This window comes from Pedobacter sp. AJM (assembly GCF_002197755.1).
Taxonomy (GTDB): Bacteria; Bacteroidota; Bacteroidia; order Sphingobacteriales; family Sphingobacteriaceae; genus Pedobacter.
Map to the genome: position 1 here is coordinate 80,270 of NZ_NHOT01000007.1, position 13,836 is coordinate 94,105.

Sequence of the window (13,836 nt, forward strand, 5' to 3'; positions counted from 1 at the left end):
TTTTATTTTTAACCATTTCGCCCTTTGGTCACCCTCCGATGTATCGGAGGGTGGTAGAAGGCCAGGGTGTAAACAGTAAATAATTAATTAACCAAGATTTTAAGATTTCCCCGCTTTATTGTATTGGCATTTTAATCATGCCTGAAATGAATGTTAACTTTTACAAAGTATCTTCCGCAACATCAGCATGAGCTACAACAGTGACCCTTTTGCGTGAGGCAAAAATGGCTCCCATACTGGCACTAAAGGCACCTAAAATCATTCCGATGAAGGAGAAAATAGCGAATTTAGAAATTGCTGAGGCCATTTCATCACCAACTTTTCTGGCTTTCTGTTCTGCTTCTGCCTTCACTTCTTTTAATTTTACTTTAGCTGTATTTAAGGTGCTTACCCAGTTCTCTACAATCTGTTGAGATTCTACACGGCTTTTGCCGGTTCTTTTCTGAACAATATTAACCAAGGCTTCCTGATCTACCGCATTAAAGGTAGAGTCGCTCGCTGAAAACAATTTAGAAAAAAGTGCATCCAGTTTTTGCTGTGCATCCTGGGGATTTTCCAGAATATCTTTTCCTGTTGATTCACCTGCTCCGGTAGCCTCATTGGCTTTTTCTTTTAAGGCGCCTGGTTGTAATTCTTTTTTACCAGATTGTTTTAACAACAGCTCAGCCTCCTGTTTCATTTTACCAAAAGTGTTTTCATCTACGCCTAGCTGATCTTTAATCATATTTCCGGCTTCAGGAGCGGCAGCCTTAATGCCTTCTCCAGCCATAGAAAAGCCTTTTGTAATTACAGAACCAACGCCGCCTACCACTTTACCCACTGATGAAGTGATCAGGTATAGGTTTAAAAAGGTTAATAAACACCAGGTCAATATGCCATGTAGTACCAAATCTGTTTTTTGAACATGATTGGAAAACCAGCCTGCTACCCAGCCACCTGTGAATAAAGATATCAGCATGGTTACTATCCACCAGATTAATGCTCCGGTTCCAAGACCACTAAAGGGTTTTGCTTCTTCAAGGGGATCTATGCTGCCCATACCAATGCTTAATCCCAGTAAACTGAGTAAAAGTTGAATGGCGATGGCGATAAAAACACCTGAAATAATTGCGCTCCATGATAGGCGGCTGATAAATCCAATAGCAGATTTATCCCTTACTGTGTGAATTGTTTGTGACATTTTTTGTTTTTTTAGGTTGATAAAATTGATTTTAATAAGCCGTACTATTTTTATTACCTACAAAAACAATGTTTCAAAACTGATGCTTTTGAATGATGAATCCATGCATTCATCCCCGTTTGATTTTGTAATTTTTATTTTCATACTGATTATTTTTGTTTCGATAGAGAACGGGAACGTCAATAAAATGTTTGTTTTTTGTATCGTAAATGTTACAACCTTTGGTTTTGTCTTTTTTAAAAACCAGTTTCTGAAAATTAACGTAGGCATAAAGCTTTAAAAGATGGGTTTTATGGTGTAAGCTGTTGGTATGTAAGTGTATATATTTATTATTGTTGATGTTCTTAGGGTTGTAAACGGAAGTTTTAGCAGGTTTTAGATCTCAGGTATATTGAAATCCAGACCATTTTTTAGCGCAAAAATCCCTGGCGTATGGTAAATTTTTAATGAGCAGCTGAAATAAAATGATGTTTTCTTTTAATGATAACATGATCAAATTATATAGCTACGAGGGAAAAGCCAAATAATCTTAGAGAAGCAGGAGATGGTTTGCAATTTAATTGGCAGGCTGAGATACAAAGCATCATCAGGATTTATAATTTTTGATGTAATGCTGGCACATATGTTTAATCAGCAGGATAGAAACTTGTTTTTTAATACATTGCGACCCGGTTTTAATACCTGTTTTTTTGAATTGCCCAACCCAAATAATGTAAAACACCTGAATGTACTTTCACCAGGCTGCAGGCACATGTTGTAAAATTATCTCCTGATTGAGTAGATGCAAAAAGATATCATAAGGTTAACATATTGATAAAAATGATAAAGAAATTTAGCGTACTTATTCTCTTTTTTGTGGGCGTGATCGCTTTGAGATCCATTGCTCAAAATCCAGTTATTCAAACCCGGTTCACCGCTGATCCGGCGCCGCTGGTTTATAAAGATACCGTATATTTATACACCACTCACGATGAGAATACTGCAGGTCCGGGCATGGGAAAATTCCTGATGAAAGAATGGTTGCTTTATACCTCAACTGACATGGTGAACTGGACAGATCATGGTGTGGTGGCATCATTAAAAGATTTTGTATGGGGAAGGCAGGATAACGGTGCATGGGCACACCAGTGCATTGAACGAAACGGAAAGTTTTACCTCTATTGTGCTGTACAGGGAAGCGGAATTGGTGTATTGGTAGCAGACAGTCCTTACGGGCCATTTAAAGATCCTATTGGTAAAAGCCTGGTGGATACTGACCACAAATGGAATGATATAGATCCTTCAGTATTTATTGATGATAACAGACAAGCCTATTTGTATTGGGGCAATCCAAGCCTTTGGTATGTTAAGCTGAATGAAGATATGATTTCACATGCTGGCGAGGTCACGAAAATACCAAATGTAGGTAAAGAGAAGGGACAGACTACGGAAGATACCTATCACTATCAGGAAGGACCCTGGGCATACAAGCGCAATGGTTATTATTATATGGCTTATGCCTCTACCTGTTGTCCGGAGGGGATTGGGTATGCCATGAGCAATAGTGCCACCGGGCCCTGGGAATATAAGGGCTATATTATGAAGCCAAACGCAAAATCATCCGGTAACCATCCCGGAATTATTGATTATAAGGGGAAGTCGTATGTATTTGGTTTTAATTACAGGTTGAATTTTATGCTTACGGAGCAACACCATGAACGGCGTTCGGTTTGTGTGGAAGAATTTAAATATAACCCGGATGGTACCATTCCGGAGCTGCCCTGGTGGTCTGAAACCGGGGTTGAGCAGATCGGAAATCTTAATCCTTTTAAACGTACAGCAGCTGAAACGATCAATTGGGCAGAAGGTATGACTACGGCAAAAGATATTAAAACCGGCCAATTTTTTGTGTGTAATAAAAATACCGGAGCATATATCAAGGTACGGAGTGTTGATTTTGGAAAAGGCGCTAGAAAAATTGAAGCCTGTGTGGCCGCTATAACTGCCGGAAGTCTTGAAATTAGAATTGACGACAAGGCAGGCACTTTATTGGGTACGCTGAATGTTAAATCTCCAAAATGGGAAACTATTTCCAGCAGTATCAAAACCGTCAAAGGCAAGCACGATCTTTATTTGGTTTTTAAAGGAGGTCGCTTCAACCTGGATTGGTGGAAGATGAAAGCAAATTAAAAAATATATCCTCTAAATGTTGCGTTTTATTAATGTATTTCTGATTTACCAGCTGGGGTACCTGAGTAAATCTGCTGAATAGATTTCAATAACATGATCCTCAATGTCTTTTCCTGCTATTATAATGTGTTAACATTTACCTGTTTAATTTTTTAGGGGGCTGATTGATTAAAATGATTTGGTAATACGTTTTACTAGCATATTTTTATTATGTTAGTAGAACGAAATATTGCTATGCGTGCTGGAAAAAGCCTTCTTGATAAACCCTGTTATATCGAATGGAATCCCTTTAAAGTGGGAGCCATGAAGCTTTTCGCCGCATTTATAGTACAATTTCAAATCGTGGAACAGCTACTGCGATCAACTTTTCTGAGAATGGATCAAATCAAAGTTCTGGTATGTATTGGTTCTGATCTGGATCGTGATTTTGGAAGAAAGCAATTTCCGTAGAATCAGGAAATCATTGCCGATTATAAAAAGTTCCTGAATAAAAGAGATAATTAATGATACTGATGCCTGGAACCTGATGCATGGCAACTGGTTGCATTTCCTGATGAAAGTATAGGCATAATTTTAATGGATATGAACATAGATACACGATGGACCCGGAGCCTTATCCTGGGTTTTGTCATGATGAATAGTACTGCTTTTGCGCAAAACGCAGCAAAGCTTCCCTTGTATAAAAATGCGAAAGTACCTGTAGAACGCAGGATTAATGATTTACTTTCCAGGATGACTGTTGAAGAAAAAGTCGGGCAGATTTCCATGCCACTGGGTTGGCCCATGTACATCAAAAAAGGCAATGAGGTGGAAGTAAGTGAAGCCTTCAAAAAATCATTGAAAGAAGAATATACAGGTATGCTTTGGGCAACCCTTCGCGCTGATCCCTGGACAAAAAAGACTTTAGCCAATGGTTTAAATCCTGAGCTGGCTGCCAAAGCCACCAATGCCATTCAAAAATATGCAATAGAAAATACCCGGTTAGGTATTCCGGTTTTGCTTTCCGAAGAAGCACCGCATGGCCATATGGCGATTGGTACAACGGTTTTTCCAACATCAATCGGGCAGGGCAGTACCTTTGATCCGGAACTGATTCAGAAAATGGCTGCTGCAATTGCCGAAGAAACCCGCTTACAGGGTGGCCATGTGGGTTATGGTCCGGTATTGGATTTGGCCCGTGAACCGCGGTGGTCAAGAGTGGAAGAAACTTATGGCGAAGATCAGGTACTCAACAGCCGGATGGGTGAGGCCATGGTGAAAGGTTTCCAGGGAAACAATATCAGCAGTGGTGTAAATGTTATCGCTACTTTAAAACATTTTGCTGCTTATGGTGCACCCGAAGGTGGCCATAACGGGAGCAGCATTAATGTGGGCTTGCGTAGCTTACATCAGTTTTATTTGCCACCTTTCAAAGCAGCTGTAAAAGCAGGTGCGTTGTCTGTAATGACGGCCTACAATTCTATTGACGGCATTCCGTGTTCTTCTAATGAAATGCTGCTGAAGGATATATTAAGAAAAGACTGGGGCTTTAAAGGATTTGTGGTTTCTGATTTAAACAGCATTTCCGGATTGAAAGCCAATCACCACATGGCTGAAAATGCGGCTGAAGCCGCTGAAATGTCTATTAATGCTGGCCTGGATGCCGATTTGAGTGGCTTTGGCTATGGTAAAGCTTTGCTGGCCGCCATTAAATCCGGAAAAGTTACTTCCGAGGTTTTAGATACTGCCGTGAGCCGGGTATTGCGTATCAAATTTAATATGGGACTTTTTGAAAACCCTTATGTTAAACCTGAGCGGGCAAAACAGCAGGTAAGAAGTACAGAAAAGGTAGCTTTGGCCAGGCAGATCGCTCGTGAATCCATCATTCTGTTAAAAAATCAGGAGAAGCTGCTTCCACTAAGTAAATCACTTCAAAGCATTGCTGTAATTGGCCCGAATGCTGATCAGCTTTATAACCAGATTGGTGATTATTCTGCGCCACAAAGCGAAGGAAATGTAGTGACGGTTTTGCAGGGAATCAAAAATAAACTGGGCAACAATACTAAAATTACTGCTGTGAAAGGTTGCGCCATCCGCGATACTTCTTCCAGCAATATTGAAGAAGCGGTGAGTGCTGCAAAAAAAGCTGATGCGGTGGTCATTGTTTTGGGTGGATCCAGTGCCAGGGATTTTAAAACGGAATACATTGAAACCGGAGCCGCAAAAATCCAGGCAGGCGGCAATCAGCTTAGCGACATGGAAAGTGGAGAAGGTTACGACAGGGCTACTTTAGATTTACTCGGCGACCAGCTTAAGCTATTAAAAGCTGTCGTTAAGACGGGCAAACCAGTGGTACTGGTGCTGATTAAAGGCCGGCCTTTAAATTTAAACTGGGCTGCCGAGCACGTTCCTGCTATTCTGGATGCCTGGTATCCTGGTCAGGAAGGGGGGAATGCCATTGCTGATGTGCTTTTTGGTGATTATAATCCTGCCGGACGTTTGCCAATTTCTGTTCCTAAATCTGTCGGACAGTTACCTGTTTACTACAATGCCCGCTACCCGGAGAAACACGATTATATTGAAATGGATGCAAAACCCTTGTACAGTTTCGGTTATGGCTTAAGTTATACCACTTTCGATTATCAAAACCTTAAAGTTAAATATGAGAACGGATCGGCTACAGTCAATTTTGATTTAAAAAATACCGGAAGTGTAGATGGGGAAGAGGTGGTTCAACTGTATTTGAAAATGAAAACGGCTTCTGTCGTGTTACCAGCTAAACAGTTAAAGCAGTTTAAAAGAATTGCCTTAAAAGCTGGCGAACAAAAGCATTTAACTTTTGTATTGAATAAGGATGACCTGGAAATTTATAATGCCCAAATGAAATGGGCGGTTGAAGCTGGAGAATACTCGGTAATGGTTTCCTCCTCTTCAGATCAGGTGAGGTTGGAAGGAAAGTTTAAAATAGAAAAGTAGTTTTTCGAAGTTTTTGGCGTTTTGCCATTCCCCTCCACCGGGGGGGCTGCAAGACGGGTTAGTAATTAATCTATATTACCTTGTTTTTACGCTGGTTGGTGAGGCACCAACCTGTAGAAAAAATGCAATTTTATAAAGCAAACTTCACATTAATCAATGCGCTGATTCCACTCAGATGGGTGCTCGGTGTTTTGGGGAGGTTGGCTATTTTAGTGGCCTGGCATTCAAATAAAAGCATAATGGATTTTGATAAATTGTAGTTCACGCCCAATCCGACATTACCATACAGGTATAATTTGGAATCATTAGAATAATTAACGGTGTTGCTTATCGCATCTATATCAGCTTGTGGGTGGCGAACCAAAGACGGACCTAAGCCTGCTACAATAAAAGGTACCCAATTACCCAGGCCCCTGTGATAACCAAAGCCCAAACCCAGGTTGATGCTATTGGAATTGGCATCTATCATAGAATTTATTCCATTTGATGCCGTGTTACTTTTGTAGCCCACACTGGTTTCACCCAATTGTACCCGCCCGAAAAATTGTTTCTTGTAATTGAACTGGACGGTGGTTTGAGAAGTAGTACCCAGGAGCATGGGTTCACCGGCAACCTGATCAAATGGGGCAAACAAACCAATTGCCCCGCCAAAATCTATCCGCCATTTGCGTTCTTTTGCCGGATCTGAAACCTGCGCTTTTACCGTATAATAAATGCCCGAAAAAACCAGAGCGATAATTGTTACTTTTTTAAAAATGCTGAAATTCATCGTGTTTTATATTACTGCTGTATGTCAAAGATGTGACACAATAGGTGAGGTGTTTTGATGATAGTTACTGAAGTGACAAAATCCGGCACTCACCTTACAGAACGGATAGTCTGAGCGCACTATTGAAAATTCTATATAATAGATTGTTTTTCCAAAAGTTTGGGACAGGCTTTTGTACCTCCTCCTATGACGATACTGCTTAAGGGACCGTCCTCCTGAACTTGATTCAGGATCTTATCAAGAAAGGTGCTGAGCTAAATTTACTTCGTAGCTTTCCGCTGCGCTACAGGTCAGCATGACGGGTGGGTGGAGGAGTCCACTCAAAAATCCCTTGAAAATCCGTCATTGCGAAGCAAATTCTTCATTTGCTGAAGCAATCTCCTTTATAGATTTCACAAGGTAGATTGCTTCGTGCCTCGCAACGATATATGTAAGGCTAAAGCTTATTTGAGGGGAACTGGTTCAGCCATTTTTTTAACTGGGAAGATTTTTCCCTGCTAAGGGTAATTGCTTCGCCCTCAGCTGGCGATAACTCAATCTTGAGCTGACTGTTAAAGAAAAGGTGTATTTTGTGTATTGATTTTAATGAGACGATATATTGTCTGCTTGCCCTGAAAAATACATCGGGATCAAGCTCCTTTTCCAGGTTTTCTAACGTTTGCTCGATCACATAGCGCTTATTGTCGAAAGTATGCAGAAAAGTAGTTTTATTTTCAGATGAAAAATAGGCAATTTCACTGGTCATCACCAGTACATAGGTATCCCGATAAAAAACCAGAAACCTGTTGCGGTAAGATATTTCTCTGGTTTGCAGCTCCCTTAAGGTTTGCAACAATAAATCATTGGTATGCCGGTCTTTTGGTGCCGCCTTTTTTAAACTTTTAGCAAGTTTATCTGCATCAAGAGGTTTTAACAGGTAATCAATTCCATTTACCTCGAATGCTTTTAAGGCATATTCATCATAAGCGGTAATGAAAACCACTGGTGCGGTAATTTCAACATGATTAAATATTTCAAAGCTTAACCCATCTGTAAGCCTGATATCCATAAAAATAAGGTCTGGTTGTGCGTGGCCCTGAAACCAAATGATACTGTCCTGAACAGTTTGTAAGCGATCTACCACCATCATGCTGCTATCCAGCTGACGGAGCATTTTTTCGAGCCTCAACACATTTGGCAACTCATCTTCAATGATCAAAACACTTGGCATACAATGGTGATTAGGGTTGTAACGTAATCAATGGTATAGAAACGGTGAAGGTTTCCTGGGTTTCGGTCACCAATAGTTGTTCTTGTCCCATCAGGCGGTATCGCTCATTAATATTCTTTAAACCGATCTCGCTGCTGTAGGTATTCTTATTTTTGAGCATTTTATTGTTTTCGACGATGATATGGCGATCTGCAGTGAAATAGATGTTTATTTTTAAGGGTAACCTGGTACTAAAAACGTTGTGTTTAATGGCATTTTCTATCAGCAACTGGAGTGTAAGAGGGGGTAAACCAAGTGTATCAATATCTTCGTGTCCGGCGATTTCAACAATGATCCCATCACCATAACGGATTTGATAAAGATACAGGTAGGCCGCTATAAATTCCAGTTCTTCTCTTAAGGAAATAAGGTCTTTTAACCTGTTTGCCAGCATATACCGGTAGATGGAAGAAAGATTGGCCAGATAAGCTGTTGCGGTTTGTGGTTCATCCTCAATAAGTGCAGTAACAATACTCAGGTTATTAAAAAGAAAATGAGGATCAAGCTGAAGCTTTAGTGCTTCTAGCTGTGCCTGTGTGGTATGTTGCTGTAGCTCAAGAGATTTTAAACTGGCATCATTCCATCGATGAAAAAAATAGGCTGCGGCAAATACAACAGTGGTAAGCAGAGAAAAAATGGTACCTACGATGAGTGCCTGCCTGAACATCAGTTCATCATAAAGAAAGCGAACCGGTAGCCTGATGATAAAAAACAAATTCAAAATGAGGTAGATCACACCGATGTGCAGCAGGAACTGGATCAGAAACCTCATGGCAATATGCCCTTCCCAGCTATAAAATCGATTGATAAAACTGGTAAGCTGCATCCCGGTTTCAAATAATGCAGCAGCATAAGCTATGGCCAGTACAAGCTCCAGTACAAAATCCATACTGAAGAAATATTGCAGACCGGAGTGATCTGGTTCATATGGATTAATTAAAAAAATGACCAGATACAACAGCATCCCGAATCCTGGGTAACCATAGCGCCGGAATATGTTATAATTCTGTTTGTACATCTTTTCCAGTAAAGTTAAATCTCTTTTATCAGAAAATGAGTCAATTCTCAAATTTGTTCTTTCCGGATATGTTTTCCAGCTCAGCAATGGTTATGGCCTGTTGCAGTTTTGCCGTGTACAGGTCAGCCTCTGCTTGTGCAAGCTTCACTTTTGTTTCCAATAGCGCAGTCTTGATTTCAAATCCGGCAGTTAAACGGTCCTGCTGTTCTTTTAATTCATCCTGACGAAAGGATACCGCTTTGCCTGCTGCGGTAATTAAGGCATTGCATTGCACCACTTTCCTGGATAACCGGTCAACCGTTAAACCGATTTGCTGCTGGGTGTATGCCATATTTTCTTCCGCTTGTTTTAACTGTGCCTGCCGCTGATTTTTTACTTCACAGTTTGCAAAAAGATCCTGAAGATTCCATTTCAGGCTGATGCCAACATATGGACTGCTTACCGGTAGTATTGGGCTTCCTTGTTGCCTGTAATATCCAGCCACAATGCCGAAATCAGGCAGGTTGGCCTGTTTAATTGCTTTTATCCCTAATATGGCCTTTTCCTTATTCAATCTGGCTATTTCCAAATCTGGATTAAGCATGGCATTGCTACGGTAATCACTGATTACTATACCTTTTTCATTCCATACTGGTTCCTGTAGGTTTAGTTTTTTCAGATCAATGCCTGTCAGACTACTCATCTCAGCAAGATAGTCCTGAAGCTGCAGGTCGGTTTTCACCAAAGCCTGTTCCTCATTGGCGATATCAGCCCGAAGCCCGGCCAGGCTGGCAGCGGTAACGGTACCTGCCATACGGGATGTTTCGCCGTCAGTAAGTTTTGCTTTTGCCAGTTCAATGCGGAGCTTTCCTGATTCGGATGTTTTACGCAAAATTAAGGCACTATAAAAAAGTTGTTCTACCTGTAGTGTCAGTTGCAGCGCCGTTTGTACACTTTCCTGCCTGCCAATCTGAATGTCAGTCTGATCAATGGCCATTGCGGTAGCCAGTTTGGCTTGTTGCGTGATGGGTTGATAAAGGTTAAAGCCCACATTATAATTGCCTTTTTCGCCGATTTTAAACCTTGTATCCTGTGCAGGTAAAAGTTGTGCCGCACCGTTTCCGGTATTAATCATACCTATCGTGCCGGCCGGAATAGAAATGTCTGGCAACTTGAAATTATATTGATAACTTCCATCTATTGTAAGGGAAGGATATCTTTTAATTCCATCTTCATGCAGTTTGCTGGTTTTTTCTAACATCTGGTATTGCCTGATGTTAAGCTGATGGCTGTTTTTTTTTGCCGCATGGATCAGCTGATCAACTGAATATGCCGTTTGTGCCTTGCTATAGTAACAGATGAAGCACAATAGTATCACCCGCCAACTGTTTTTGATTTTACTAATCATGTTGAATTGTATTTTGATGTTGACTACGGATTTCTTGTTTGTTGCCAGGGTTTATCCAGCCGATGTACATCACTGGTACGGTAAGTAAGGCCATCATCATGCTCCAGATGACGCCAAAAGCAAGTACACTCGCAAGGGGTGCCCACATGGGCGAACCTGATATGATCATCGGCAGTACACCAACCGCTGCCGCCATGGCCGTGAGGAAAATCGGGCGTAGTCTCCTTTTGGCAGACTCAATCGCCGCGGTTCGGATATCCATACCATGCTGAATCAGGATATTGGTATAATCAACCAGAATGATGGCATTGCGAACTACAATCCCTGAAAGGGCAATTAAGCCGATAAATGCGGTAAAGCTGAAATTATTTCCCGTAATGGCCAGCCCCAGTATGGCACCGAACAGACTTAACGGGATGGTTGCCATAATGATCAGCACCTCTTTAAAATTTTTAAACTGGAACATCAGGATGAAAAAAATGAGTACCAGACTGGTTCCAAGCGCAGTGTACATATCTGCTTCCACTTCTTCCTTTCCACCTTCTTCACCGCCGTATTCAATATGGTATCCTGCCGGAAGCTTTAGTGTGTTTATTGCCGGTTTGATCTGTTCAAGCAGTTCTGCTGGCAGTATATGTGCCTCCGTTTCGCTTTGAACCGTAAGCGTACGGATGCCATTTCGGTGCATGATGTTTCCGCTTTGCCACTGCGGTGTTAAGGTTGCAATTTGCCTGAGTGGTATTTGTGCATTATTTAGAGGGGAAGAGAGGTAGGTGTTTTCCAGGTCATCTGTATTTCTTCGCACCCGCTGATCTAACCGCAACCGGATATCCACCGGGTTGTTTCCTTCATAAATGGTAGAGATGGGGGCACCGCTAAAACCTGTAAAAACTGCACTGGCGATATCACCTGTGGTAAAGCCAAGTTGTCCGGCATCCTCATTTGGTGTAATCTGTATGCCATAGTAATCTGATGCAAAATCATTACGCACCAGCCTGCTGCCCTTGGCCTTTTTGATGATATTTGCCACCTGTGTACCGTATTCCTTTAAGGTATTGATATCGTCTCCAATAATCCTTACTTCTACAGGTGCTTTTAGGTCGTTACCCTGCTGCATCTGTTTCACGTAAAAAGTTCCGTCAGGTATAAGGGCTTTCACTTTTGTGGTAAGTTCTTCAGCCATTTGTTCCGTGGTTTCATTATTGGTTGTGGTAATCAATATTAACCCGTAATTGCTTGTCGGAACTTCAGGAGCAAAGTTGTAATAAAACCTGGGTGCCGATGTTCCGGAAAATGCCGCATAGGAAATAACGCGTTTATCTTTTTTAATCAGATTTGCTGCCTGATTTATTGCCGCATGTGTTTTCTCAAGTTTAGTACCCGTAGGCATCCAGAGTTCTACTATAAACTGGTTGCGTTCTGCAGGCGGAAAGAATAACTCACGCACACCAAGCTTCATTACGATTCCGGTGAGCAGTACAAAAATAATACTGGTTAATATGGTCAGTTTGGGATGTTTGATACACCAATCAAGCGCTTTATTATAGGTATTTTGCATCCTTATGAGCACAGAAACCTTTATTTTCTGGTCGTCTTGCTGTTCATCAGGCATAGAAGAATGGTTTAATCCTTTCTTGATAAAGGTATAACACAGCAAAGGGGTGAGGAACAGTGCTACAAAATAGGAGGCAATTAGTGCCACAGCCACTGTAATGGGGAGGGTGAAAATAAATTCTCCGGTAGAACCCTTAATCAGCACCATGGGTAAAAAGGAAGCGATGATGGTGATAGTGGCTGCCAGAACCGGGATCAGCAAATCGTGTGCGCTGCGCCAGGCTGCTGTCCAGCGGTCAATACCTTCATCTAAAAGTTCAACATAATTGTCTGCGATCACAATTGCATCATCTACCACCATGCCCAGAACCAGTATCAATCCGGCAAGTGATACCTGGTGCAGTTCAATTCCCAATGCATTCAGAATGGCGAATGTCAGCGCCACCGTCATTGGAATAGCCAAAGCAGCAACGGATGCAATCCGGAAAGGTAACAGCAGAATAACCACCACAATTACCGAAAGTATGGCCAGAAAAAACTCTTTTATAAAATGGGAGATATGATCGTCTACCAAAGCAGGTTGAGAGATTAATGTGGTCACCTTTATATTGCTTGGTATACGTTGCTTCGCCAAGGCAATCATACTGTCTGCTAATTTTCCGAAGGCGACGATATTGTTACCCTCATGCATTTGAATGGATAACAGTATGGCTTTATTTCCATTTACACTGATGATACTTTCAGGCTCCGCATCTGTTCTTTTCAAACTGGCGATGTCGCCCAGTTTTACCGGGATACCGGCAGGAGAAAGCCCTAAAACCTGGTTGGCCAGGTCTGTTTCCGTATGGAAATAGCCATTGGTATAAAGCGGAGTCTTGCTGGCTAAAGTTTTTATTTCTCCGGTGGCCGCAATGGTATTCTGTGATTGTAATACCTGTTCTACCTGCCTGAAGTTGAGACCATACTGCGCCAGTTTACCGGAGGTGGAAGAAACCACTATTTCTTCTTTCTGATCTCCAATGCGCTTCACTTTTGAAGTTTGCTTTAGCGTACGAATCAGGTCTTCTACCTTTTGGGCATATCCACTTAATTCTTTATAACTTGCCTGGTTGCTTTCCAAAGCAATCACCACTGCTTCCGTATCGCCAAAATCAGAATCAACGATCGGGCCCTGAATACCTTGTGGCAGTTCTGAAGCTTTGGTTACCAGCAACTGGTGGCGGAGTTTACTCCAAAAAATGTCAGGCTGTTTTACTGATTCCGTAAGTTCAACATTAATCACGACCATGCCATCTTTAGAGGTGGAATATGTTTTTGTTTTATCTACTTCATCATATTGGAAAAGTTGCTGTTCCAGTTTCTTGGTTAGTTGCTCCTCTACCTGTGCAGATGAAGCTCCGGGAAATTCGGCCAGAACAAGTCCCTGCCGGATGGTAATTTTTGGATCTTCCCGGCGGGGCATATTAACCAACGAGTTGATGCCTACAGCAAATAGCGCAAGCAAAACCGCCAGCGTGAGGTGCTTATATTTAAGTGCAGCTTCTATAAAATTCAT

At 41.6% G+C, this 13,836-nt stretch carries 8 protein-coding genes; 2 read left to right on the forward strand and 6 right to left on the reverse strand.

The annotated features are described in order from the left end of the window. Nucleotides 1-160: 160 nt before the first annotated feature. A complete protein-coding gene (locus CBW18_RS14795; protein ID WP_088302096.1) occupies nt 161-1,180 on the reverse strand; it encodes a hypothetical protein in 1,020 nt (339 codons plus the stop codon). Between the two features lie 819 nt (nt 1,181-1,999). On the opposite strand from CBW18_RS14795, the gene CBW18_RS14805 reads away from it, so the two are divergent. Next, entirely contained in the window at nt 2,000-3,349 is a 1,350-nt protein-coding gene (locus CBW18_RS14805; RefSeq protein WP_088302098.1) for a glycoside hydrolase family 43 protein, read from the forward strand. A 582-nt stretch (nt 3,350-3,931) separates the two neighbouring features. Continuing rightward, a complete protein-coding gene (locus CBW18_RS14815; protein WP_172406541.1) occupies nt 3,932-6,304 on the forward strand; it encodes a glycoside hydrolase family 3 N-terminal domain-containing protein in 2,373 nt (790 codons plus the stop codon). A gap of 130 nt (nt 6,305-6,434) precedes the next feature. Here CBW18_RS14815 and CBW18_RS14820 read toward each other — a convergent pair whose 3' ends face one another. The 5 genes from CBW18_RS14820 to CBW18_RS14840 all read right to left on the reverse strand — a co-directional run bounded on the left by CBW18_RS14820 (nt 6,435) and on the right by CBW18_RS14840 (nt 13,836). Then, nucleotides 6,435-7,073, reverse strand: coding sequence for an outer membrane beta-barrel protein (locus CBW18_RS14820; protein WP_088302101.1), 639 nt, complete (start codon nt 7,071-7,073; stop codon nt 6,435-6,437). A 436-nt stretch (nt 7,074-7,509) separates the two neighbouring features. After that, a complete protein-coding gene (locus tag CBW18_RS14825) occupies nt 7,510-8,283 on the reverse strand; it encodes a LytTR family DNA-binding domain-containing protein (RefSeq protein WP_088302102.1) in 774 nt (257 codons plus the stop codon). Nucleotides 8,284-8,293: 10 nt separating this feature from the next. After that, the gene (locus CBW18_RS14830; protein WP_140418687.1) at nt 8,294-9,340 is read right to left on the reverse strand and encodes a sensor histidine kinase; all 1,047 of its coding nucleotides are present in this window, start codon (nt 9,338-9,340) and stop codon (nt 8,294-8,296) included. 40 nt (nt 9,341-9,380) lie between these two features. After that, a complete protein-coding gene (locus CBW18_RS14835) occupies nt 9,381-10,727 on the reverse strand; it encodes a TolC family protein (protein ID WP_088302104.1) in 1,347 nt (448 codons plus the stop codon). Next, nucleotides 10,720-13,836, reverse strand: coding sequence for an efflux RND transporter permease subunit (locus CBW18_RS14840; protein WP_088302174.1), 3,117 nt, complete (start codon nt 13,834-13,836; stop codon nt 10,720-10,722). The genes CBW18_RS14835 and CBW18_RS14840 overlap by 8 nt, the downstream gene beginning before the upstream one ends.